Raw genomic sequence first — 23,412 nt, 5'->3', positions numbered from 1 at the left:
GGTTCAGGCCTCCGCGCTGCGGCCCTTCAGGGCGAACATGCCCTGCGGACGCTTCTGGATGAACAGCACGATCAGCACGAGCACCGCGATTTTCGCGAGCACCGCGCCCCAGAACGGCTCGATGGCCTTGTTGACGAGACCGAGCCCGAAGCCGCCGATCACGGTGCCTGCGAGCTGGCCTACACCGCCGAGCACGACGGCCATGAACGAATCGATGATATAGCTCTGCCCGAGGTCCGGGCCCACGTTGCCGATCTGCGAGAGCGCGCATCCGCCGAGCCCGGCGATGCCCGCGCCGAACGCGAACGCATACGAATCGACGCGCGCGGTCTTCACGCCGACGCACGCGGCCATGCGGCGATTCTGCGTGACGGCGCGCACGAAGAGGCCGAGCCGCGTGCGCGTGAGCACGCCCCATGCAATCAGCACCACGGCGAGCGAGAACGCGAGGATCGTCAGGCGGTTATACGGCAGGATGAGGTTCTGCATCACGGCGACGCCGCCGCTCATCCACGAAGGGTTCGTGACCTGCACGTTCTGCGCGCCGAAGATCGTTCGCGTCGCCTGAATCAGGATGAGACTGATGCCGAAGGTGGTCAGCAGCGTTTCGAGCGGACGCCCATAAAGATGCTTCAGCACGAGCCTTTCCAACACGATGCCGACGAGTGCCGCCGCAACGAACGATGCAGGCACCGCGAAGAGCGGATACCAGTTGAACGCTGCGGGCGCGTAATGCTGCACGAGGTTCTGCACGACATAGGTCGCATAAGCGCCGATCATCAGGAATTCGCCGTGCGCCATGTTGATGACGCCGATCAGGCCGTACGTGATCGCCAGTCCCAATGCGGCCAGCAACAGCACGCTGCCGAGCGAGAGACCGGCGAAGAGCGTGCCCGCGATTTCGCTGCGCCGCTGAATCGAGTCGAGGGCTTCGATACCGGCCTGCGCCGCCGCGCGCACGCGTTCATCGGGTTCATTGAAGCTGCCATCGCTTTTCTTCGCGACGATGGGGCGCAGCAACTCATACATGTCGAGGTCATGCCGTGCTGCGACGAGTCGAGCGGCTTCGAGGCGCTTGTTCACATCGGGATCATGCAGCGCGGTCATCGCCCAGAGCGTGTCGAGGCGCTTCTTCAACTCGGCGTCGGTCTCGGCGGCGCGGGCGCGATCGATGAGCGGCTTCATCGACGCGTCGGGGTTCTTCAACAGCGCGGCCACCGCTTCGCGGCGCTTGCCCACGTCCGGCGATGCGAGCTGAAGACCCGATAGGGCGCCTGCCACTTTCGTGCGCAACTGGTTATTCAGCGTGATCGCCTGCGCATCCGGCGCTTCCGCGATCTTGCCTGTGATGGCGTCCTTGTTGCCCTCGTCGGTCTGCACATAGACATGGCCGTTGTCGGTCGCGACGAGCGAACCGTCCGCGAGCGCGTTGAGCACGGCGACAGAAGGCGCATCCGCGTTCGTAATGAGCTTGTCGATGGCGGCGGACTTGGCCTGATAGTCATCGCCCGCGAGCGGCGCGAGTTCGTCGGCCGTGAGCGCGTGTGCCACGAACGGCGTAAGCGCGATGCAGACCGCGAGCATCGCGCGAAAGAAGGGGAGCACAACGGAGCCTTTCATAAGGGCCTTTCTGATGAGACTTGAACGGCCGCGCGCAACGTCGAGTCACGCGCGGCCTTGCTTCATGCTTCCGATGCGTCAGGCCACACGCACGCGCGAGCGCCGCAGGAACGACGGAATGGAGGTGACGACATCCGGCTTGCCCTGATTGCCCGCGATATAGGGACTCCACGGCTGAGCGCGGATTGCGGTCTTCGTCTTCCACACGACATTGAACTGACCGTCGCCGCGAATTTCGCCGATCATCACCGGCTTGTGCAGATGATGGTTGCCGTCCATCGTGAGCGTGAAGCCCGAAGGCGCGGCGAAGCTCTGGCCGATCATCGCGGAACGCACCTTGTCCACGTCCGTGCTCTTCGCTTTCTCGACGGCCTGCTTCCACATGTGGATGCCGACGAAGGTCGCTTCCATCGGATCGTTCGTCACTCGCTTATCGCCGCCCGGCAGATTCTGCGTCTTCACCCATTCGGCGAACTGCGTTTCGAACTTCTTGTTGCTCGGGTTCTTGATCGACATGAAGTAGTTCCAAGCGGCGAGATGGCCGACGAGCGGCTTCGTATCGATGCCGCGCAGTTCTTCTTCGCCGACGGAGAATGCGACCACGGGCACGTCCGTCGCTTTCAGCCCTTGATTGCCGAGTTCCTTGTAGAACGGAACGTTCGAATCCCCGTTGATCGTCGAGACGACCGTGGTCTTTCCCCCTTGCGAGAAGGTCTTGATGTTCGCGACGATGGTCTGATAGTCGCTATGTCCGAACGGTGTGTAGACCTCCTGAATATCTGCATCCTTGACTCCTTTCGAATGGAGGAAGGCGCGCAGGATCTTGTTGGTCGTGCGCGGGTACACGTAGTCGGTGCCGAGCAGGAAGAAGCGCTTGGCGCTGCCGCCTTCCGGTCCCATCAGATACTCGACGGCGGGAATGGCCTGCTGGTTGGGCGCGGCGCCGGTGTAGAACACGTTGCGCGACATCTCCTCGCCTTCGTACTGCACGGGATAGAAGAGCAGGCCGTTGAGTTCCTCGAACACGGGCAGCACCGACTTGCGCGACACCGACGTCCAGCAGCCGAACACGCAGGCGACCTTGTCTTGCGTGAGAAGCTGACGCGCCTTTTCGGCGAAGAGCGGCCAGTTGGAAGCGGGATCGACCACCACGGCCTCGATCTGCCGCCCCATCACGCCGCCGTTCTTGTTGATATCGGCGATGGTCATGAGCGCGGTGTCCTTGAGCGATGTCTCGGAGATCGCCATGGTGCCGGAGAGCGAATGCAGCACGCCGACCTTGATCGGACCGTTATCCGCGGCTTGCGCCTTGGAGATGGGAAGCTGGCCTGCGAGGGCGAGCGCGCCCGACATGGAGCCGAGCTTCAGCAGACTGCGTCGTTTCATTGATGTGTTCCCCTTGCCGATGTGTTGTGTTGCTCCGTGGGAGCAGAGATGAGGCGGGTCTTTTGACGTGGTTGACGACTGACCGGCGGGGAAAGAATTGCAAGGGGTATGCCAATGGGCGTTCAAGTCAAGGCTGGCGGGGGTTTGCGGGGGTTATGCGATGGTTTGGTCTGGCAAGCGCGATAGCTCGCTGGACCCCGTTTGGTGCACAAACAATGGGGCTTGCATTGTTCCGGTGCGGGACTGTTTTTTCTTGCGCCTCGCTTTGTCGATCGACGCGACGTTGTCCTCCTGGGTGGCGTCGCGCCGGTCCTTCTATGCTGCCGCCGCGCCCGAGGGCCGGGCGCGAGCAGTCCGACGCGAACTTCGATGACACACGGGCACATCCCCCTCAAACACACCTCCCCCCATCCACCTCCAACGCCACCCCCGTAATAAACTCCGCCTCATCCGAAGCCAGATAAAGCGCCGCATTCGCAATATCCTGCGGCGTCGACAACCTTCCGAGCGGAATCGTCGCGAGAAACTTCTGGCGATTCGCGGGCGTGTCTTCCATGCCCATGAATTCGGAGAGCAGTCCAGTCTCGCCCATCACCGGATTGATGCAGTTCACGCGAATGCGGTCCGGGCCGAGCTCGACGGCCAGCGCCTTGCTCGCGACGATCACCGCTGCCTTGCTGCCGTTGTACCAGACGAGGCCGGGACGCGGCCGCACGCCCGCCGTCGATGCAATGTTGATGAACGCACCGCCGCCTTGCTCGCGAAAGTACGGCACGAACTGCTCGACGCTCCAGTAGATGCTCTTCACGTTCACCGCGTACACGCGGTCGAACTCGGCCTCGGTGACATCCAGCACCGGCTTGTTACGGTGCGTCGTGCCCGCATTGTTCACGACCACTTGCACGCTGCCGAAGTCCTGAAGCGCGGCATCGAAAAGCGCCTGCCAGTCCTCGCGCTTCGTGACGTCGCCCGTGACCGCGATCGCGCGTCCATGCGTCGCCGATGACGACGACCCGAGCGCGATCTCGCTCGCCACGCGCTCGGCCGCCGGGCCGTTCAGATCGTTGACCACCACGTTCGCGCCTTCACGCGCGAACGTCTTCGCAATGCCTTCGCCGAAACCCGAGCCCGCGCCCGTCACGATCACCGTTTTGCCTTGCAGTCGCATGTCGTCTCCTTTATCCGTGTTTGATGGCAATAGTCTTGAGCGTCGTGAAGCCATACAGTGCCTCGAAGCCTTTCTCGCGTCCGTGTCCCGAATGCTTGACGCCGCCGAACGGCAATTCGATGCCGCCGCCCGCGCCATAGTTGTTGATGAAGACTTGCCCCGAGCGCACGCGGCGCGCAAGACGCATCTGCCGCGCGCCGTCGCGTGTCCAAATCGCCGCGACGAGGCCGTAGTCCGTGCCGTTCGCGAGCCTGAGCGCGTCGGCTTCGTCGTCGAACGGCATCGCGGCGAGCACGGGGCCGAACACTTCCTCGCGCGCCAGGCGATGCGTCGGCGGCACGTCGCGCAAAAGCGTCGGCGCCTGATAGAAGCCCGCTTCCGGGGCGTCGGCGACGACTTCGCCATGCGCGGCCATCGCGATGCCGTCGTGCTGCGCATCGGAGAGAAAGTCCCACACGCGCTGCTGCTGCTTCGCGCTGATGAGCGGGCCGCAGTCCAGATCGAGCTTGCTCGGGCCGACCTTCAGCGCAGCGAACGCCTCTGACAAGCGGTCGATGAGCGGCTCGTAAGCCGCGCGTTCGATCAGCACGCGGCTGCCCGCCGAGCACGTCTGTCCCGCGTTTTGCACGATGGCCGCGACGAGCACGGGCAGGGCGGCGTCGAAATCGGCATCGGCGAACACGATTTGCGGCGACTTGCCGCCCAACTCCAGCGTGACGGGAACGTGGTTGTCGGCGGCCATCTTGGTGACGGCCGCGCCCGTGGCGGGCGAGCCCGTGAACGAAATGTGATCGATGCCCGGATGACGCGCGAGCGCCGCGCCCGCTTCGTGGCCGTAGCCGGTGACGATGTTGAGCGCGCCATCGGGCAAGCCCGCTTCGGCGGCCAGTTCCGCGACGCGCAACAGCGACAGGCACGCGTCCTCGGCAGGCTTGACGACGCAAGCGTTGCCGGTGGCGAGTGCCGCGCCGACGCTGCGTCCGAAAATCTGCAGCGGATAGTTCCACGGCACGATGTGCCCGGTCACGCCGTGCGGCTCGCGAATGGTCAGCACGGTGAAGCCGGATTGATACGGCAGCGTCTCACCGTGCAGCTTGTCGGCGGCGCCCGCGTAGAACTCGAAATAGCGCGCGATGCCGGTGGCATCGGCGCGCGCCTGCTTGAGCGGCTTGCCGGTGTCGCGCGCCTCGATCTGCGCGATCTCCTCGTGGCAAGCGGCGATCAGCATCGAGAGCCGCGCGAGAATGCGGCCGCGTTCGGCGGCGCTCGTCGCGCCCCAGACGCCGTCGTAGGCCGCGCGCGCCGCGCTCACGGCGCGGTCGATGTCCGCGCTCGTGCCGCGCGCAAGCTCCGCGAACACTTGCCCGTCCGATGGATCGACCACGGGAATGGTCTCTCCGCCCGATGCCGCGATCCACTGGTTGCCGATGAAATGCTTCGCTTCCTCCATGCGCGTCTCCTTGTCGGTTCGTTCGCTCACTGTGGTCGAATCGATTATCACGCACCCGGTTCCCGGGGCGCCTTTGGCTATAATGCCTGAGTGTTTCACGTCGCAGCGCCCGCGTTCCATTCGTGACGCGTCCCAGAGCGCCGCATCCGTTTTCCCGGTTTCCGAACTCAACTTCTCCAGAGAGTGCTCATGAGCTTCAATAACGTACCTCCCGGCCGTGATCTCCCGCAGGATTTCAACGTCATCATCGAAATTCCCGCGCAAAGCGATCCGGTCAAATACGAAGCGGACAAGGACATGGGCCTGCTCGTCGTCGATCGTTTCATCGGCACCGGCATGCGCTATCCGGCCAACTACGGCTTCATTCCGCAGACGCTGTCGGGCGACGGCGATCCGGTCGACGTGCTCGTCATCACGCCGTATCCGCTGCTCGCGGGTTCGGTGGTGCGCGCGCGTGCGCTCGGCATGCTGCAGATGACCGACGAGTCGGGCGTGGACGCGAAGCTGATCGCCGTGCCGCACGACAAGGTCTGCCCGATGACGGCGAACCTCAAGTCCGTGGACGACGTGCCCGAATTCCTGAAGGATCAGATCAAGCACTTCTTCGAGCAATACAAGGCGCTCGAAAAGGGCAAGTGGGTGAAGGTGGAAGGCTGGGCGGGCATCGACGCCGCGCACAAGGAAATCACGGAAGGCATCGCGAATTACAAGAAGTAAGCGCGTTTCTTTTCGCGATCAACGCCGCCGTCCGTTCGCCGGGCGCGCGGCGTTTTGTTTTGATGCGCGGTGCGGAGGTTTGAATGGCGTCAGCCGGCTTCGACGCGCGGCAGCACCGATTCCAGCGTGCGTTCGCCCGCGATCAACGCGCGCTTTTGCTGCACCGGCAGGCGCTTGACCCAGTACTCGGCGCGCGACGCCTCCGATCTTCCCGCCACCTCGAACGACGCGGCCACGCGCAGCGGTTTCTTCGCCCGTGTATAGCGCGCGCCCTTGCCGCTCGCGTGCGCGGTGAAGCGCGCTTCGACATCCGTCGCGATGCCGGTGTAGAGACTGCCGTCGTCGCATTCGATCAGATAGAGAAACCACGGCATCGCGTTTTTTTATGGCTCGCAGACTTCGATGCCGCGCATTATCGCCGATGCAGCGGCGAGAGCGCCCCGACGCCTTCGCGCGACTTGCGCGAGAATAGCCGCTTTCGGGCGCAGACGCGCCCATCGGTCCATTCTGCGAGGGTGCCTGTTTGAATCGCGAGATCGAAATTCATGTGGTCGATACGCTCGACGACATTCCGGCCGACGACTGGAACCGGCTCGCCGGCGACAATCCATTCGTGCGGCACGGCTTCTTGTCCGCGTTGCAAGAGACGCAATGCGCGGTCAAGCGCACCGGCTGGCGCGCGCATCATCTGATTCTGGAGCGCGGCGGGCAGTTCGCGGGCGCGATGCCGCTGTATCTGAAGTCGCATTCGCGCGGCGAATACGTGTTCGATCACGCGTGGGCCGACGCCTTCGAGCGACACGGCCTGCGCTATTACCCGAAGGCGTTGTCAGCAGTGCCGTTCTCACCAGTGACCGGGCCGCGGCTCATCGCCGCCGAGCACGAGGACCGCGTGCTGCTCGCGTGCGGGGCGATCGAGCTGACGCGGCGGCTCGACATCTCGTCGCTGCATGTTTTGTTTCCGCATGCGCAGGACATCGAGGCGCTCACGGACGCCGGCTACATGCTGCGCGAAGGCGTGCAGTTCCACTGGGAAAATCTGCCCGGCGACGGTTATGCGAGCTTCGACGCGTTCCTCGCGACGATGAGCCACGACAAGCGCAAGAAGGTGAAGCAGGATCGCCGCCGCGTGATGGAAGCGGGCGTCACGTACACGTGGCTGCGCGGCGCGCAAATCGACGAGCGCGCGCTCGACTTCTTCTATGACTGCTACGAGAACACGTACCGCGAGCACTGGAACGCGCCGTATCTGTCGCGCGAATTCTTCGGCCGGATTCATGCGGATGCGCCTGAAAGCATGCTGCTCGTGATCGCCGAAGCGGAGGGCCAGCGGCTCGCCTGCGCGCTCAACATGATCGGCGGCGATGTTATGTATGGCCGCTACTGGGGCACGCGCGAGTTCATCTCGGGGCTGCACTTCGAGACGTGCTACATGCAGGGCATCGCGTATTGCATCGAGCACCGGCTTGCGCGCTTCGAAGGCGGCGCGCAGGGCGTGCACAAGATGTCGCGCGGGCTTCTGCCGACGCCGACGTGGTCCGCGCACTGGATCGCGGACGAGCGCTTCCGCGAAGCCATCGCCGAGTTCCTCGACGCCGAAACGGAAGCGATGGATCAGCACATCGAAGAGCTCGAAGCGCACACGCCGTTCAGAAAGAAGGGCTAGAACTGCGATAATCGTTGCGGCTCTTTCCACCGCCAAACAACGCTCCCACGCGCCGAAGGTAACGACGACCATGAGCAAGAACTTTTTCAATCTGTATAGCCACGACTTCGCGCGCGTCGCGGTCGCGATTCCGAACTGCAAGGTTGCCGATCCCGCGTTCAATGCGGCCGGGACCATCGAACTGGCGCAGCAGGCGGCGGCGCGGGGCGCGGTGCTCGTCGCGTTCCCCGAACTGGGCTTGTCCGCTTATAGCTGCGACGATCTCTTTCATCAGCGCGCGTTGCTCGACGCCTGCAAAGACGCGCTGCAAAGCATCGTCGACGCATCGAAGTCGCTGAAGGTCGCGATGATCGTCGGCATGCCGCTGCTCATCGAGCACAAGCTCTTCAACTGCGCGGTCGTGATCGCGGATGGCGTCATTCGCGGGGTCGTGCCGAAGAGCTACCTGCCGAACTACGGCGAGTTCTACGAAGCACGGCAGTTCAGTCCCGCCGATGCGGCCACCACGCACACGGTCACGCTCTGCGGACAGGAAGCGCCCTTCGGCGCGTCGCTGCTCTTTCAGATCAGGAACCTGCCGCTTTTCCGCTTCCACGTCGAGATTTGCGAGGACGTGTGGGTGCCCATTCCGCCGTCGTCGTTCGCGGCGCTCGCGGGCGCTACCGTGCTCGTCAATCTGTCGGCGTCGAATATCGTCGTGGGCAAGTCGGCGTATCGGCATCAGCTTGTCGGGCAGCAGTCCGCGCGCTGTATCGCCGCGTATCTCTACACGTCGGCTGGCGAGGGAGAATCGACCACGGATCTCGCGTGGGACGGGCAGGGCCTGATCTACGAGAACGGCGAGATGCTCGCGGAATCCGAGCGATTCTCGGGCGAGTCGCACATCATCTTCGCCGATGTGGATCTCGAACGGCTCTCGCGCGAACGCATGCGGCAAACGACGTTCGGGCGATCGACGCAGCGGCACGCCGACGAAGTCGCGCAGTTCCGCGTGGTCGAATTCGAACTGCCGGCGCCCGTGGACGGCACCTTGCCGCTCGAACGGCGCGTGCAGCGTTTCCCGTATGTGCCGGCCGATGCCGCCCGCCGCGACGCGCGATGCAACGAGGTCTACAACATCCAGGTGCAGGCGCTGCTGCAACGCCTGCGTTCGTCGGGCATTTCGAAGGTCGTCATCGGCGTGTCCGGCGGACTGGACTCGACGCATGCACTGCTCGTGTGCGCGAAAGCGATGGACCGCCTCGGCCTGCCGCGCTCGAACATCCTCGCCTATACGATGCCGGGCTTCGCGACGAGCGAGCGCACGCTCAGGCAGGCGCGCGAGTTGATGGAAGTGATCGGCTGCACGGCGGAAGAGATCGACATTCGTCCGAGCTGCACGCAGATGCTCGCCGATATCGGCCATCCGCACAGCGACGACAACCAGCAATACGACATCACGTACGAGAACGTGCAGGCCGGCGAGCGCACGAGCCATCTTTTCAGGCTCGCGAATTTCCATAATGCGATCGTCGTCGGAACGGGCGATCTGAGCGAGCTTGCGCTCGGATGGTGCACGTACGGCGTCGGCGATCACATGTCGCACTACAACGTCAACGCGAGCGTGCCGAAGACGCTCATCACGCATCTGGTGCGGTGGGTCGCGGAGTCGGGTCAGATCGGCGATGCGGGCAGCGACGTGCTCGAAAACGTCCTCGCCACGGACATCAGCCCCGAGCTCATCCCGGGCAAGGCGAGCGGCGCGCTCGAACAGAAGACGGAGAGCGTGATCGGCCCGTACGAGTTGCAGGACTTCAATCTGTACTACACCGTCCGCTTCGGCTTCGCGCCGTCGAAAGTCGCGTTCCTCGCGTTCACGGCATGGCGCGATCGCGAGGCGGGCGCGTGGCCGGAAGGTCCGAACGTCGCGCGCAATCAGTACGGGCTCGCGGACATCCGCAAGAATCTGCGCATCTTCCTCGACCGGTTCTTCCGCACGAGTCAGTTCAAGCGGTCCTGCATACCGAATGCACCGAAGGTGGGCTCGGGCGGCTCGCTTTCGCCGCGCGGCGACTGGCGCGCGCCGAGCGATTCGCAGGCAACGGTCTGGCTCAACGATCTCGAACGCGTTCCGGAGAGCGAGTGAGCGCGCAACTCGCGCTTATCGCAGTTAACCCGGCCGATGACTCGATGAAAGGCGGCTAGAATCGAAGGCATCGGTCGCGCGAGCGACGACACTTTTCCTGAACCGTCTGTTTTCCGAAGCGAGGTCCGCCATGAAACGCATCACCGCCATCATCAAACCGTTCAAGCTCGACGAAGTTCGCGAGGCGCTCGCCGAAGTCGGGCTGACGGGCTTGACGGTCACGGAAGTCAAGGGCTTCGGACGCCAGAAAGGGCACACCGAGCTCTATCGTGGTGCGGAATACGTGGTGGATTTCCTGCCGAAGGTGAAGATCGAGGTCGTCGTCGCCAACGATCAGACCGATCAGGTCATCGACGCGATCATCGGCGCGGCGCGCACCGGCAAGATCGGCGACGGCAAGATCTTCGTGGCCGACGTCGAGCGCGTGATCCGCATCCGCACCGGCGAGGAGAACGAAGCGGCGGTCTGATCGTCCGGCAGTTCTCGCATCGCACGCCCGCTCACCGTAGCGGGCGTTTCTTTTCGACTTCGGCGCATCTCCTGCTGTAACATCGACTGCCTATAATCTTCTTGTAAGGATCAGTCGATGCACCACGCGATCGGCTTCATTCAGGATCTCGCCGTGCTCATGGCCATCGCGGGCGTCGTGACGGTGCTCTTTCATCGCCTGCGGCAGCCGGTCGTGCTGGGCTACATCGTGGCGGGCGTCATCATCGGGCCGTACACGCCGCCGTTTCAACTCATCAACGACGAAGCCACCATTCAGACGCTCGGCGAACTGGGCGTCGTGTTCCTGATGTTTTCGCTCGGGCTCGAATTCAGCCTGCGTAAGCTCTTTCGCGTCGGCGCAACGGCGTTCGTCGCGGCGCTGTCCGAGATCGTGCTGATGATCTGGATCGGCTACGAAATCGGCCGCTGGTTCGGCTGGAGCGCGATGGATTCGCTCTTTCTCGGCGCGATGCTCGCCATCTCGTCGACCACGATCATCGTCAAGGCGCTCTCGGAACTCGGCCTGAAAGGCGAGGGCTTCGCGCAACTCGTGTTCGGCATTCTGATCGTCGAGGACATTCTCGCCATTGCGATGCTCGTGCTGCTGTCGGGCATCGCCCAGACGGGCGCGGTGAGCGCGGGCATGGCGGCGGTGACGCTCGGCAAGCTGCTGCTCTTCATGACGGTGTCGCTCGTGGTCGGCATCGTGGTCGTGCCGCGCGCGCTCGATTACGTGGCTCGTTCTAGAAGCGACGAGATGCTGCTCGTCACGGTGCTGGGCTTCTGCTTCGGCTTCTGTCTGCTGGTCGTCAAGCTCGATTATTCGATTGCGCTCGGCGCGTTTCTGATCGGCGCGATCATGGCCGAATCGAAGCACCTCGCGCGCATCGAGCATCTCATCGCGCCAGTGCGCGACATGTTCTCCGCGATCTTCTTCGTGACCATCGGGCTCTTGCTCAATCCGTCGGTGCTGGTCGATTACGCGTGGCCGATCGCCGTCATCACGGTGGCGGTCGTACTCGGCAAGATCGTGTCGTGCGGGCTCGGCAGCTTTCTCGCGGGCAAGGACGGACGCACGGCGATGCGCGTCGGCATGAGCGTCGCGCAGATCGGCGAGTTCTCGTTCATCATCGCGTCGCTCGGGCTGTCGCTGAAAGTGACGAGCAGCTTTCTCTATCCGATCGCGGTGGCCGTCTCCGCGCTGACGACGCTGCTCACCCCGTATCTGATGCGCGCCGCCGATCCGCTCACGCTGCGCCTCGCGCGTGCGATGCCCGCGCCGCTCGCGCAGACCTTCGGCGCTTACTCGCAATGGCTCGCGAGCCTCGCGCCCGCCTCCGAGGGCGCGACGCTCGTCGCGATGACGAGGCGCATCGTGCTGCAGATCGCCGTGAATTTAGCGCTCGTCGCCGCGATCTTTCTCGGTGCATCGTATGCGGCGCCGTTCGCGTCGAGCCATCTCGCGCGCTGGCTCGAAACGGACAACGCGCAGCGCGTGGTGCTGTGGAGCGCGGCGCTCGTCATTGCGCTGCCGTTTCTGGTCGCGGTGTATCGCAAGCTGGAATCGCTCGCGCTGCTGCTCGCGGAAGTGAGCGTGCAGCCGGCAAAAGCCGGACGTTTCACGCACGCCATCCGCTCGGCCGTCTCGGGCCTCATTCCGGTCGTCGCGATGTTCGGCGTCTTTCTGCTCGTCGCTGCGTTGTCGGGCGGCATTCTTCCGCCGTTCGGCCTGATGCTCGGCGTGCTGCTGTGCGTGGCGCTCCTCTTGACCGTCTTGTGGCGCTGGTGCGTGAAGATCCACGCGACCATGCAGATCGCGTTGCGCGAGACGCTGCAGGAGCCGCGCGATCACTGAGCACGATCACTAAGCACGATCACTGAGCGCGTGACATCGCTCGCGATAATGTGAGCAAATGTGTGCTGGTTTGCTTCGCCCGGTTCGATGGGCGGATAATCGAAGCCTCTCCATTCTCCTAGTGGCGCTTTTGTGCGCCTGACATCGGGATGAGCGAAAAGAACACGTCGAACGACTCGGGCATCACCGGCAACAACGACATTTCCAACACGGCGGCGTCGCGAGGCGCGGACGCATCCGCCGCCGCGCAGGCGAGCGCGCGGGCATCGACCGATGCGCCTTCGAGCGCGTCCACCGTCGAGCCCGTGGACCGCAACGCGGCGCGGCGCGAAGAGGCGCAGCAAACCGCCCGCGATGCGCGCGCCCACGTCGCGAGCGCGACCGCCGCGCAGGAAGCCGCGGCGCGCGCGGCGAGCGCGGCGACTGCGGCGAGTCCGGCAAGTCCGGCGAGCGCGGCAAGTCCGGCACGCGCCGAACGAGTCGATGCCAAGACGAGCCTCGCGCAGAACCTCGAAGCCGCCACCGAAGCCGAGGCGCAAAGCACGCAGGCCGAAGCCGTGCTGCAAGCCGAGGCCGCATTGGAGGCCGAGGCGGAAGTGCAGGCCGAAGCCGCGCTTTCGCGGCCCGCCACCGGCCTGCCTCCGGAATTCACCGCCGCGCCGGATTTCGGCAAGTTCAATCCGCCGCCCATTCCGCCGCAATCCACCGCGGAGACGACCGCTGCGCAGCCCGCCTATTTGAAGCAGTCGGATTCGGCGTGGTCGGTGTTCGGCCGCATCGTTGCGGCGCGGGCGCGCCAGATCTTCGACCGGGCCGGGCAGCGCATCACGCAACGCACGCTGCGCATCGGCGTCTCGGCGCGCATTTTTCATCCGGAGCCGGGCGCGAAGGGCTTGCGCGGCAAGACGTTGCAGTATCTCGAGGAATCCATCGCGCATTGGGTCATGTCGCGCGACGTGCTGGTGTTCATGATTCCGACGGTCGGTCATCAGGGCATGCTGCATCCGAGCAATATTCGCCTGCGCGACTACGCGAAGCATCTCGACGGTTTGCTGCTGCAAGGCGGCGCGGACGTCTCGCCGCAGTCGTACGAAGAGGCGACCACGCGCCCGGAATGGCCCGGCGACCGCGTGCGCGACATGTACGAACTGGAACTGCTTCACGAGTTCGTCGAATCGGGCAAGCCGGTGCTCGGCGTGTGCCGTGGCTGTCAGCTGATCAACGTGGCGTTCGGCGGCACGCTCTACGGCGATATCGCCACCGACGTCCCGACTGCGGGCATCCACGTCAACGAGCATTACGACCAGCATCGTCACTCGATCCGCTTTCCGGACGGCTCGTCGCTCGCCAACATGTTCCCCAATCGGCGCGAAGCGATCGTGAATTCGATCCACCATCAGGCCGTGCGGACGCTCGGCCGCGATCTGAACATCGAGGCGGTATCGTCGTCGGATGGGATTATCGAGGCGGTGCGCTATCGCAAGGCGCCGTTCGTGGTCGGCGTGCAGTGGCACCCCGAGTTCCATCGCGCGGGCGGCGACGAACTGCTCGATTGCACGCCGCTTCTCGATACGTTCCTGCGCGTGGCGCGCGAAACGCGGTTCTAGGCGCGCGGTTTCTAGCGTGCAAAAGCACAAGGCCCGCTGCGTCTGAGCGGGCCTTGTGCTTTCTCAACTTGCGATCACCGCAGCGGTGTCGGCGGCGCGGACGTCAGGCCAGCCTCGGTCGCGCGCTGAAGCTGCTCCACTTGCTGCTGCAACGCATGCAGCTTGCGCTCCGCTTCGAGCTTGTCGGTTTGCAATGCGGCGGATTCCGCCTGCAGCTTCTGCTGACGCTCCGACACCTGCGAGTCCTGCTGCTGCGCGAGCGCGAGATCCGCGGACAAGCGGCTCGCCCGGTTCGACGACACCGCGATCACGCGTTCGAGCAACGCCGTCTGCGCCTGCAACTGCGCGCGGCGAATTTCGCCGTCCGCGAGTTCGTAGCTCTTGCGCGCGAACTGAGCGTAGAGCGCTTCGGCGCGGCTTTCGTCTTGTGTCTTGACCACGCGCCACAGATGCGTTTCCTGCTGAAGCGCGACGTAATAGACCATCTCCTTCGGCAGGAAGTAGAGCTTCGCGCCGTAACTCGCGTTACGCGCGGCGCGCAGTTCGGTGACGCTGCCCGCCTGCACGAGTTCCTGCAATTCGGCCAGATTGCCGGCGGTGGGCGCGGAGCCGTCCGCTTTCACGTCGGATAAGTCTTCGGCAGGCCAAGGGGCTGCCGCAGCTTGCCCGGCCTTCGCGACGGGCGCAGCGAATGCGCTGGCGAAGGCGCCGAAGACAGACAGAGCGACAGCGAGCGTCGCGGTACGGATAAAACGTGAGTGCTTCATGTTGGCGTGATGCCGATAAGGTTGGCGGGCGGCGCGGGCCGTCCTGATCTAGTTCGAGGGGGCGTCGGCGGAACGGTGGTCCGCTCGCGACACGGCGTTGCTGTCGAGCGTCGGCGAGTGCTGGAGCACCGCGTAGAGCGCCTCGACGTTCATGGCGTTGGTCGGACTTTTCGCATTCGTCGCGCTGGTGATTGCGTTGTGGCGCGGCTCACCGGTTCGCGCGGTGATCTGCCTGCCGCGAGCCGTCGCGACGTGCGATGCTCGCTTTCCATGTGCCGTCGATGCCGCCACGCGCGCATGCGCTTGCCGACGCGACGCTTTGACCGGCGAGGGCGAGGGCGAGGGCGCCGGCGAGCCGGCGCGGGCGACGCTGCGCCACTTCATGCCCGCGTGGCGGACGTTGATCGTGCTTGCATTGGGTTGAGCGGCGCTGTTATCCACGTGCGATGCCGCCTGAACCGCGCTCGCAGGCACCGGCTCCCCGGCAACGACCTTGGCCTCGACGGCGGAGGCCGCGTGCGCGACGATGCGCGTCGTTTCGACCCTTGCGGGCGGCGTCGACTGAACAGGCGCCGCCGCCGATGCGAGCGCCGCCGGTTCATCGCTTGCCGGACGGCGTTGGTAGCCGAAGAGCAGCCACGCGATCAACGCGGCGCACGCAATGGCGATGACCGTGCGAAGCGGCTTATGCGAGGCGGCTGCGCGGTTGTGCTCGACCGCCGGCGCGCTGACCGCGATCGGAATGGGCGCCGCGCCGGCTGGCGCTTCCTTGCCGTGCGCCGCCGACGGTTCCGTCGCCTGCATCAGTTGCAGCATCTTCCGGCGAATCTGGCCTTCCGAGAACACGCCCCACAAGCTGGCCGCGCGATACGGCGAGCTCGCGTCCGACAGGCGCGCTGCTTCGACGTAAGCGGTCTCGAAGCGCGCCGCGCTGATCGGAACTTCGGAGTCCGAGCGAACGGGGCGCGAGCGCACGGGCGACCACTCGCGACCGAACGTCAGCGACGGATCGGCGATGGGGCGCAGCGGCGGCAGGCGCAGCTTGCCTTCGATGGCGATCAAAGGTTCGGTCATGGAGTTTCCAGAAGCATGGGGCCGCATGAGGCAGCACGCGGGACCGGGCCGCGTTGAGGCCCGGAGTGCGTCGCGCCCGGCGGTGGACGGGCTTCGGACGCGTCCTGCGGCAAAGCCGAAGATGACCCGCGATCATACGAAACGCCCGCGCGCCATGCGACAGGATTACTCCGAAAGACGATTTTTTATAGGACCGCTGATTGACGAATGAGGGTGGCTGTGGTTGCGAGCCGTCAGGAAAATGCGCGCACGTACCGGAGACAGACGACATCGACGCCGCCCAGCTTGTCCTCTTCGCGTCCCGAGCGCGTCCAGCCGCGCGATTCGTAGAAGCCGATGGCGGCCGTGTTGGCTTCGAGCACCGACAGATGCAATTGACGCGCGCCGCGCGTTCGCGCCCACGCGGCGGCGGCATCGAGCAGGACGCTGCCCACGCCGCAGCCGCGAAACGCCGGCAACGCGTGCAAATTGTCGATCAGCGCGCTGCCGGTTTCGTCCGGCGCCTCGACGCATACGAAGCCGGCAGGCTCGCCATTCGACTCGGCGATCAGCACGCACCCCGCGCCGCTCGCGATGTCCTTCATGCGCGTCTGCCAGTGTTTCGCTCGTTCGAGAGGCAATGCTTCGTCGAGGTAAGCGTCCGGAAGCATGCCGCGATACGCCGACGCCCAGCTTCGCGTATGGATCGATGCAATCAGCTCCGTATCGTCCACGCCGGCTTCACGAAGGTTCAATTGAGTAAGTGTAGGCATATAGTCGGAAAACAGTAAGGCGAAATTAATGCTAGTAGACGGAAATTACGCGAACTTCGTGCAGCAACGCGTGTGCAGGCGTTAAGATTCCGGTAGACCCACTCTTACAAATAATGTAAGGGGTTAACCCTAAGAAATCGGGATTCGCGGCCTTATGCCGCGCTCTCGCCAAGATTCGAGAAAGTTCATGTCCACGACCCACGTTGCACCCGCCAATGAATCGAAGTTCAAGACGGTCTTTCGCGTCGTCAGCGGAAACTTCCTTGAAATGTACGACTTCATGGTTTATGGCTACTACGCCTCGGCCATCGCCAAAACGTACTTTCCGAGCGGCAACGAGTTTGCCTCGCTCATGCTCGCGTTGTCCGTCTTCGGCGCGGGCTTCTTGATGCGCCCAGTCGGCGCGATCGTGCTCGGCGCGTACATCGACCATCACGGCCGGCGCAAGGGCCTCATTCTCACGCTGACGCTGATGGCGATCGGCACCGCATGCGTCGCGCTCGTGCCGGGCTACGCGACCATCGGCGCACTCGCGCCGATCGTCGTGCTCGGCGGGCGGCTGCTGCAAGGCTTCTCGGCGGGCGTGGAACTGGGCGGCGTGTCGGTGTATCTGTCCGAAATCGCGACGAAGGGCAACAAGGGATTTTATTGCTCGTGGCAGTCCGGCAGCCAGCAGGTGGCGGTCGTGTTCGCGGCGCTCATCGGCGTCATCATGAACCGCGCGCTGCCGCCCGAGCAAATGGGCGCGTGGGGCTGGCGCGTGCCGTTCCTGATCGGCTGCCTGATCGTGCCGTTCCTCTTCATCATCCGCCGCTCGCTGCGTGAGACGGACGAATTTCTCGCGAGAAAGCATCGCCCGGACATGGGCCAGATCGCGCGCTCGATCATGCAGAACTGGCCGATTGTCATCGCCGGCATGGGCATGGTCATCATGACGACGGTGTCGTTCTACATGATCACCGCGTACACGCCGACCTTCGGCAAGGAAGTGCTGAAGCTGTCCGCCATCGATGCGCTCGTCGTCACCGTGTGCGTCGGTCTCTCGAACCTCGTGTGGCTGCCGGTGATGGGCGCGTTGTCCGACCGCATCGGCCGCCGTCCGGTGCTGCTCTTCTTCACCATCGCGACGATTCTCACGTCGTATCCGGCGGTGCAGTGGCTGGTCGCGGACCCGTCGTTCGCGCGCCTTCTGATGGTCGAACTGTGGCTCTCGTTCCTGTACGGCAGCTATAACGGCGCAATGGTCGTGGCGCTCACTGAAGTGATGCCGGTCGACGTGCGCACCACCGGCTTTTCGATGGCCTACAGCCTCGCGACGACGATCGGCGGCTTCACGCCCGCCATCTCGACGTATCTGATTCACGCGACCGGCAACAAGGCCGCGCCGGGTCTGTGGATGGGGCTCGCCGCCGTGTGCGGACTGATCGCGACGCTCGTGCTGTATCGCTCGTCCGAGGCGCGCAACCAGTACAAGGCCGCCTGAGTTCGTTCCGAAACTTCTGCGTAGAACGCCTCGTGTCTGCCCGACGCGAGGCGTTTTTTATTGGCGCGACGCAAATCAGCCGCGCAATGCGGCTGCGACTTGTGCGACCACGCCTTGCCAGTCGCCCGGCGCGCGCTGCCGCACGAGTCGCGCGTTCCGATACCACGCGCTGCGTTCGCCATCGACGCCCCAGCGCCAGTCGGCCGCGAACGGCAGCATCACCCATACGGGTTTGCCGAGCGCGCCCGCCAGATGCGCGACCGACGTATCCACGCTGACCACCGCATCGAGCCGGTCGACGATAGCGCCGGTATCCGCGAAGTTTTCGAGCCTTCCTTCGAAGCGATGAATCGACTTCGCTTGCGGATGCGCGAGCAGCACCGCGCGTTCGTCTTCGGTGAGAAACGGCTGAAGCACGATCCAGTCGATGCCATCCAGCGCGAAAAGCGGTGCGAGCGCCTCGACGGGCGCCGAGCGCGTCTCGCCGGGCTGCAGCCGCCCGGACCACGCGATGCCGATCTTGCGCTTCGCCTGACCGCCGAGCGAACCGCGCCATTTGCGGCGGTAATCGGCCGGCACGACGAGATAAGGCGTGCGCGCGGGAAGCGCTTCCGGCGACGTGACGCCGAGCGCGAGCGGCAGGCTCAGAAGCGGGCAGAACGCATCGGCGGTTGCGAACGGAGCATCGGCGCGGCCTCTCAGTTCGATGCGCGCCGCATGCGCGGCCGGCGCCAGAAGCGGCACGAGCGCGGGCTGCACTTCCAGCACCAGCTTGCCGACGCGCTTCGCCGCATACGCCGCGAAGCGCACGAACTGCAGCGTGTCGCCGAAGCCTTGCTCCGCGCGCACGAGCAGCGTGCGGCCGGGAAGCGGCTCGCCGTTCCAGCGCGGCAGCGGCGGCGCGTTTTCGCTGCCGGGCGTCTCCAGGCGCCATTCGTATTCGGGCAGGCCGCGTTCGTAGTCGCCGGTGGAGAGCAGCGCGAGCCCGCGATTCAGATGCGCGGCGGGCATCGCGGCATCGAGCCGCAACGCCTGATCGAACGCGCGGATCGCGGCGGCGTGCGCCGCGAGCGCGAGATGCGAATTGCCGAGACACAGCCACGCGACCGCGTATTTCGGGTCGAGGCCGACCGCGCGCTCGTAGCACTGCACGGCTTCGTCGTGACGGTTCAGCTTGGCGAGCGCGTGTCCGAGCCCGAAGTGCCCCGGCGCGAAGCGCGGCTGCAAGCGCACGGTCTTCTCTAGCGAGGGCAGCGCTTCTTCGGGATGGCCGCGCGAATCCAGCAGATTGCCGAGATTGAAATGCGCGGCGACGTAGTCCGGCTCGGCGTCGATGGCCGCGCGGAAGTGCGCAATCGCGCCGAGCGGATCGCCGAGCGCGTTCAGCGCCATGCCTAAGTTGTTGTGCGCGCCGGCGTGTCGCGGGCGCAGGGCGAGCGCGCGGCGAAACGCGCGCGCGGCGTCCTCGTGGCGCGACAGCGCCGCCAGCGCGTTGCCGAAGTTGTTCCACGCGGCCGGATCGTTCGGTTGCGCGCGCAGCGCTTTCTCGAAGGCATCGGCGGCGTCTTCGTGGCGGCCGAGCGCCGCGTACGCGTTGCCGAGGTTGTACTGCGCGAGCGCGAAACCGGGGGCGAGCGTGAGCGCGTTGCGAAAGCGTTCGATGGCGTCGTCCAGACGCCCGAGCGCCTTCAGCGCGTTGCCGAGATTGAGTTGCAAGGCGGCGTCCGTCGGGCGCAGATCGACGGCGCGCGCGACGAGCGCAGCAGCCTCTTCGTGCTGCCCCTGCTGATGGCGCAGCACGCCGAGGTAGTGCAACGCTTCGACGTGGGAGGGTTCGGCGGCGAGCGCGGCTTGATAGTCGCGTTCCGCTTCGGTCAGGCGGCCGTCACGATGGGCCGCGAAGCCGCGGGCAAATACGGTGTCCATGACGGAAAATTTTTGCAAACCCCGCATTTTCCCACACTGGAAAGCGCTGCTCCCGATTCTTCTGTTGACATGTTGCGACGATGGTAACTAACATGTGAACACCTATTCATATGTTGATGACTCCGTTGGCCTCGTCTCCATCCGCGCTCGGCGGCGCGACTTCCGATGATCGCGTCGTCCCGCTCGCCGACCTTTTCCGTCTGCTCGGCGACCCGACGCGCCTGCGCATCGTGCTGGCGTGCGTCGAGCAGAAGCGCGCGGTCGGCTCCATTGCCGAATCGCTCGGCCTGTCGGGGTCGCTCGTGAGCCACCATTTGCGCCTGTTGCGCGCGGCGCGCATCGTGCGGGCCGAGCGGCAGGGCAAGCAGGTGTTCTATGTGGCCGCGGACCGGCACATCAGCGGCATGCTGGCCGAACTGCTGGAACACGTCGCCGAGCCGCAGTCCGACGCAAGCGACATCAACTGACACCGACTCGAACACCGTCACGCTCATGAGCACGCATACGCATCACGAACACGATCACCACGATCACCACGATCACCACCCGCACGACCATCACGCCGCGCACGAAGGCCACAGTCACGGACCGGGCGGACATCATCATCACCATCACGCGCCGCAAGCGGGGCAGGGGCGCACGTTCGCGCTCGCGGTCGGGCTGAACCTGCTGATCGTCGTCGTGCAGGCGGTGTACGGTCTGCTGGCGCATTCGACCGCGCTGCTCGCCGACGCCGGCCACAATCTGTCCGACGTGCTCGGTCTGTTGCTCGCGTGGGGCGCGGTATGGCTCGGCACGCGCCGGCCGAGCGCGCGCTACACGTTCGGGCTCGGCAGCTCGTCGATTCTCGCTTCGCTCGCCAATGCCGCGCTGCTCTTGCTGGCGTGCGGCGCGATCATCCTCGAAGCCATTCAGCGCCTTCTGAACCCGGCGCCCGTCGCGGGGCTGGACGTGTTCATCGTCGCGCTGGTCGGGCTCGTCGTGAACGGCTTTTCTGCGTGGCTCTTCATGCGCGGGAGCAAGGAAGATCTGAACGTGCGGGGCGCGTTCATGCACATGGCCGCCGATGCCGCCATCTCCGCCGCCGTCGCGGTGAGCGGGCTCGTCATCCTCTACACGGGCTGGAACTGGCTCGACCCGGTGATGAGCATCATCGTGGTGGCGGTCATTCTGTACGGCACCTGGGGCCTCGGGCGGGACGCGATGCGTCTCGCGCTCGCCGCCGTGCCGCCCGGCGTCGATACGGCGCGCATTCGCGGCTATCTGTCCGGACTGCCGGGCGTGCGCGGTGTGCACGATCTGCACGTCTGGGCGCTCTCGACGACGGAAAACGCGCTGACCGTGCACCTCGTCATGCCGCAGGGCCATCCGGGCGATGCCTTCATGCAGGGCGTCGTGGCCACGTTGCGGCGCGATCACGCGATGCATCACGCCACCGTGCAGGTGGACGTGACGGACAGCGCCTCCGAGTGCGTTCTGCACCAGCGTTGAACCGTCGGAGCGCGAACCGCCGCAGGCAAGCCGGCGTACACTAGCCGGAGACAAAAACCCGCCAAAAACCTGCCGGAGATTCCGTGCATGTTCACGCGCAAGCCGAATTCGAACGACATGCTCGACGTCGCGCCGGTGCTGATCGTCGGCGCCGGACCCACGGGCCTCGCCGCCGCGATGAGCCTTTCGCGCGCCCACGTTCCGGTGCGCCTCATCGACCAGGCGCCGCAGCCTTCGCCGTATTCGCGCGCCATCGGCATTCAGGCGCGCACGCTCGAACTCTTCGAGCAGCATCGCACGGTCGAGCCGTTTCTCGAACTCGGGCATCGGGCGCGCGTCGCCAATCTCTATTCCAACGGCCAGCGCCTCGCGCGGCTCGACTTCGATCCGCTGCAAACGCGCTATCCGTATCTGCTCTTTCTGCCGCAATGCGAGACTGAGCGGCTGCTCGCCGAGCATCTCGCCGAATCGGGCGTGAAGGTCGAGCGCGGCGTGGCGCTAACCGATTTCACGCAGGGCTCGGCAGGCATTCAGGCGACGCTGCGGCATCCCGGCGGACGCGAAGAAACGCTGCGCCCGTCGTACATGATCGCGGCGGACGGCGCGCATAGCATCGTGCGGCACAGGCTCGATATCGGCTTCGAGGGCAAGACCTTCGACCAGAAGTTCCTGCTCGCCGACGTTCAGGCCGATTACGACTGGCCCGACGACGAATTCCACATCTTCGCGTCGCAAGAAGGGCTGGCCGCGCTCTTTCCGATGGGCGGCGGTCGCGCGCGTCTCATCGGCGATCTCGCGACCCAGGAGCCAGCTCCCGCCGACGCGCCGAAGAGCGGTCCCGATCTCGACGAATGCCGCGCGCTCGTCGAGCGGCGCGTGCATCATCGCGTGAAGCTGTGGGACCTCGCGTGGTCGTCGTATTTCCGCGTGAACAGCCGCATGGTGGACCGCCTGCGCGTGCAGCGCATCTTCCTCGCGGGCGATGCCGCGCACGTGCACAGCCCCGCCGGCGCGCAGGGCATGAACACGGGCATTCAGGAAGCGTTCAACATCGGCTGGAAGATCGCGCGGCTGCTCGCGGGTGGCGCGTCGGACCGCCTGCTCGACACGTACTACGCGGAGCGGCATCCGATTGAGCGCGACGTGCTGCGTCAGACCAGCATGCTCACGCAACTGGCCGAAGCCGGGCACGGCCCGATGAGGCTGATGCGCGAGCACGTGATGCCCGCGCTCGCGGCTATCGGCCCGCTGCGCGACGCGATGCGCCGCACGGTGAGCGAACTGTCGATCAACTATCGCAAGAGCCCGCTCACGCTCGAACGGGCGCTGGATGGCGGCCCGCGCGCCGGCGAGCGCGCGCCGGATGCGCGCGTGCATGTCGTCGATGGCCCGCTCGGGCGTCTGCCGGGCGTCGGCTGTCTGTACGATCTGCACGATCCCGGCTGCTTCTCGCTTTTCCTGCTCGTCAATCCGACGGGCGAGGACGACATCGCGCTGGCGCCCGCGACCATCACCGTGGCGCATGCGATGCGCGACACCAATCTGGACGGCCTCGTGCAGTCCATCGAAGCGATTTTTTCCGACGCGGTCCGCGTCTGGCGCATCACGGATACGAGCGGCGACGACGCCCAGTCGCTCACCGAGCACTACGGTCGCACGCGCCCGGCGTTCTACCTCGTGCGGCCGGACGGCTATATCGCGGCGCGCGGGCGCGTGCCGGCGGATACGCAGGCGCTCCTGCGTCATTGCGAAACGTGGTTCGGCGCCGAGCGTCCGGAAAGCGGCAAGCGCGCGGCGGGCGAGTACGCCGAAGACTGACCGCCAAAAGAAAACGCC

19 protein-coding genes are annotated in these 23,412 nt (G+C 65.3%); 10 read left to right on the top strand and 9 right to left on the bottom strand.

What is annotated here, in order from left to right; all coding sequences use genetic code 11:
• Positions 1-3 precede the first annotated feature (3 nt).
• From urtB to HWX53_RS21525, 4 genes are all read right to left on the bottom strand, one after another.
• The gene (gene urtB / locus HWX53_RS21540; protein WP_175944683.1) at positions 4-1,620 is read right to left on the bottom strand and encodes an urea ABC transporter permease subunit UrtB; all 1,617 of its coding nucleotides are present in this window, start codon (positions 1,618-1,620) and stop codon (positions 4-6) included.
• Positions 1,621-1,698: 78 nt separating this feature from the next.
• Positions 1,699-3,006 (bottom strand): urea ABC transporter substrate-binding protein, encoded by a 1,308-nt coding sequence (urtA, locus tag HWX53_RS21535; RefSeq protein ID WP_175944681.1) that lies wholly within the window; start codon positions 3,004-3,006, stop codon positions 1,699-1,701.
• Between the two features lie 391 nt (positions 3,007-3,397).
• Positions 3,398-4,174: an SDR family oxidoreductase gene (locus tag HWX53_RS21530; RefSeq protein ID WP_175944680.1), complete on the bottom strand. Its 777-nt coding sequence runs from the start codon at positions 4,172-4,174 to the stop codon at positions 3,398-3,400.
• A 10-nt stretch (positions 4,175-4,184) separates the two neighbouring features.
• Complete coding sequence (locus tag HWX53_RS21525; RefSeq protein WP_175945266.1) at positions 4,185-5,624, bottom strand: aldehyde dehydrogenase family protein; 1,440 nt, start codon at positions 5,622-5,624, stop codon at positions 4,185-4,187.
• A 189-nt stretch (positions 5,625-5,813) separates the two neighbouring features.
• Between HWX53_RS21525 and ppa the strand changes: the two genes are divergently transcribed.
• Positions 5,814-6,341 (top strand): inorganic diphosphatase, encoded by a 528-nt coding sequence (gene ppa, locus HWX53_RS21520; RefSeq protein ID WP_175944678.1) that lies wholly within the window; start codon positions 5,814-5,816, stop codon positions 6,339-6,341.
• 89 nt (positions 6,342-6,430) lie between these two features.
• Here ppa and HWX53_RS21515 read toward each other — a convergent pair whose 3' ends face one another.
• Positions 6,431-6,715: a GIY-YIG nuclease family protein gene (locus HWX53_RS21515; RefSeq protein ID WP_175944676.1), complete on the bottom strand. Its 285-nt coding sequence runs from the start codon at positions 6,713-6,715 to the stop codon at positions 6,431-6,433.
• Between the two features lie 149 nt (positions 6,716-6,864).
• Between HWX53_RS21515 and HWX53_RS21510 the strand changes: the two genes are divergently transcribed.
• The 5 genes from HWX53_RS21510 (at position 6,865) to HWX53_RS21490 (ending at position 14,083) form a co-directional block, all read left to right on the top strand.
• Positions 6,865-8,007 (top strand): GNAT family N-acetyltransferase, encoded by a 1,143-nt coding sequence (locus HWX53_RS21510; RefSeq protein WP_175944674.1) that lies wholly within the window; start codon positions 6,865-6,867, stop codon positions 8,005-8,007.
• Positions 8,008-8,077: 70 nt separating this feature from the next.
• Positions 8,078-10,132 (top strand): NAD(+) synthase, encoded by a 2,055-nt coding sequence (locus HWX53_RS21505; protein ID WP_175944672.1) that lies wholly within the window; start codon positions 8,078-8,080, stop codon positions 10,130-10,132.
• Between the two features lie 130 nt (positions 10,133-10,262).
• Positions 10,263-10,601: a P-II family nitrogen regulator gene (gene glnK / locus HWX53_RS21500; RefSeq protein ID WP_008342452.1), complete on the top strand. Its 339-nt coding sequence runs from the start codon at positions 10,263-10,265 to the stop codon at positions 10,599-10,601.
• 117 nt (positions 10,602-10,718) lie between these two features.
• Complete coding sequence (locus HWX53_RS21495; protein WP_175944670.1) at positions 10,719-12,476, top strand: cation:proton antiporter; 1,758 nt, start codon at positions 10,719-10,721, stop codon at positions 12,474-12,476.
• A 149-nt stretch (positions 12,477-12,625) separates the two neighbouring features.
• Positions 12,626-14,083 carry a type 1 glutamine amidotransferase gene (locus HWX53_RS21490; RefSeq protein WP_175944668.1) on the top strand — a complete coding sequence of 486 codons (1,458 nt, stop codon included), beginning with the start codon at positions 12,626-12,628 and terminating at the stop codon, positions 14,081-14,083.
• Positions 14,084-14,157: 74 nt separating this feature from the next.
• Here the strand turns inward: HWX53_RS21490 and HWX53_RS21485 are convergent, their stop codons facing one another.
• From HWX53_RS21485 to HWX53_RS21475, 3 genes are all read right to left on the bottom strand, one after another.
• Positions 14,158-14,850 carry a DUF2968 domain-containing protein gene (locus HWX53_RS21485; RefSeq protein WP_175944666.1) on the bottom strand — a complete coding sequence of 231 codons (693 nt, stop codon included), beginning with the start codon at positions 14,848-14,850 and terminating at the stop codon, positions 14,158-14,160.
• Between the two features lie 48 nt (positions 14,851-14,898).
• Positions 14,899-15,924 (bottom strand): hypothetical protein, encoded by a 1,026-nt coding sequence (locus HWX53_RS21480; protein WP_175944664.1) that lies wholly within the window; start codon positions 15,922-15,924, stop codon positions 14,899-14,901.
• Positions 15,925-16,157: 233 nt separating this feature from the next.
• Positions 16,158-16,637 (bottom strand): GNAT family N-acetyltransferase, encoded by a 480-nt coding sequence (locus HWX53_RS21475; protein ID WP_347879166.1) that lies wholly within the window; start codon positions 16,635-16,637, stop codon positions 16,158-16,160.
• 226 nt (positions 16,638-16,863) lie between these two features.
• Between HWX53_RS21475 and HWX53_RS21470 the strand changes: the two genes are divergently transcribed.
• A complete protein-coding gene (locus HWX53_RS21470) occupies positions 16,864-18,159 on the top strand; it encodes an MFS transporter (protein ID WP_175944660.1) in 1,296 nt (431 codons plus the stop codon).
• A gap of 75 nt (positions 18,160-18,234) precedes the next feature.
• On the opposite strand, the gene HWX53_RS21465 is transcribed toward HWX53_RS21470, so the two are convergent.
• Positions 18,235-20,085 carry a tetratricopeptide repeat protein gene (locus HWX53_RS21465; RefSeq protein ID WP_175944658.1) on the bottom strand — a complete coding sequence of 617 codons (1,851 nt, stop codon included), beginning with the start codon at positions 20,083-20,085 and terminating at the stop codon, positions 18,235-18,237.
• A 125-nt stretch (positions 20,086-20,210) separates the two neighbouring features.
• Between HWX53_RS21465 and HWX53_RS21460 the strand changes: the two genes are divergently transcribed.
• From HWX53_RS21460 to HWX53_RS21450, 3 genes are all read left to right on the top strand, one after another.
• The gene (locus tag HWX53_RS21460; RefSeq protein WP_244140212.1) at positions 20,211-20,552 is read left to right on the top strand and encodes a metalloregulator ArsR/SmtB family transcription factor; all 342 of its coding nucleotides are present in this window, start codon (positions 20,211-20,213) and stop codon (positions 20,550-20,552) included.
• A 25-nt stretch (positions 20,553-20,577) separates the two neighbouring features.
• Entirely contained in the window at positions 20,578-21,576 is a 999-nt protein-coding gene (locus HWX53_RS21455) for a cation diffusion facilitator family transporter (RefSeq protein WP_175944654.1), read from the top strand.
• 87 nt (positions 21,577-21,663) lie between these two features.
• Positions 21,664-23,394 carry an FAD-dependent monooxygenase gene (locus HWX53_RS21450; protein ID WP_175944652.1) on the top strand — a complete coding sequence of 577 codons (1,731 nt, stop codon included), beginning with the start codon at positions 21,664-21,666 and terminating at the stop codon, positions 23,392-23,394.
• The last annotated feature ends 18 nt before the right edge of the window (positions 23,395-23,412 follow it).

It is taken from the genome of Caballeronia sp. BCC1704 (genome assembly GCF_902833455.1).
In the GTDB taxonomy this organism is placed as follows: domain Bacteria; phylum Pseudomonadota; class Gammaproteobacteria; order Burkholderiales; family Burkholderiaceae; genus Caballeronia.
Note: the sequence above shows the minus strand (reverse complement) of the source record. Positions and strands in the feature narration are given on the sequence as shown.

Coding starts and splice junctions, on each gene's coding strand:
- HWX53_RS21470 (WP_175944660.1), top strand. CDS start 16,864: ATGTCCACGACCCACGTTGCACCCGCCAATGAATCGAAGTTCAAGACG.
- HWX53_RS21515 (WP_175944676.1), bottom strand. CDS start 6,715: ATGCCGTGGTTTCTCTATCTGATCGAATGCGACGACGGCAGTCTCTAC.
- urtB (WP_175944683.1), bottom strand. CDS start 1,620: ATGAAAGGCTCCGTTGTGCTCCCCTTCTTTCGCGCGATGCTCGCGGTC.
- HWX53_RS21530 (WP_175944680.1), bottom strand. CDS start 4,174: ATGCGACTGCAAGGCAAAACGGTGATCGTGACGGGCGCGGGCTCGGGT.
- ppa (WP_175944678.1), top strand. CDS start 5,814: ATGAGCTTCAATAACGTACCTCCCGGCCGTGATCTCCCGCAGGATTTC.
- glnK (WP_008342452.1), top strand. CDS start 10,263: ATGAAACGCATCACCGCCATCATCAAACCGTTCAAGCTCGACGAAGTT.
- HWX53_RS21505 (WP_175944672.1), top strand. CDS start 8,078: ATGAGCAAGAACTTTTTCAATCTGTATAGCCACGACTTCGCGCGCGTC.
- HWX53_RS21525 (WP_175945266.1), bottom strand. CDS start 5,624: ATGGAGGAAGCGAAGCATTTCATCGGCAACCAGTGGATCGCGGCATCG.
- HWX53_RS21450 (WP_175944652.1), top strand. CDS start 21,664: ATGTTCACGCGCAAGCCGAATTCGAACGACATGCTCGACGTCGCGCCG.
- HWX53_RS21490 (WP_175944668.1), top strand. CDS start 12,626: ATGAGCGAAAAGAACACGTCGAACGACTCGGGCATCACCGGCAACAAC.
- HWX53_RS21465 (WP_175944658.1), bottom strand. CDS start 20,085: ATGGACACCGTATTTGCCCGCGGCTTCGCGGCCCATCGTGACGGCCGC.
- HWX53_RS21455 (WP_175944654.1), top strand. CDS start 20,578: ATGAGCACGCATACGCATCACGAACACGATCACCACGATCACCACGAT.
- urtA (WP_175944681.1), bottom strand. CDS start 3,006: ATGAAACGACGCAGTCTGCTGAAGCTCGGCTCCATGTCGGGCGCGCTC.
- HWX53_RS21480 (WP_175944664.1), bottom strand. CDS start 15,924: ATGACCGAACCTTTGATCGCCATCGAAGGCAAGCTGCGCCTGCCGCCG.
- HWX53_RS21485 (WP_175944666.1), bottom strand. CDS start 14,850: ATGAAGCACTCACGTTTTATCCGTACCGCGACGCTCGCTGTCGCTCTG.
- HWX53_RS21495 (WP_175944670.1), top strand. CDS start 10,719: ATGCACCACGCGATCGGCTTCATTCAGGATCTCGCCGTGCTCATGGCC.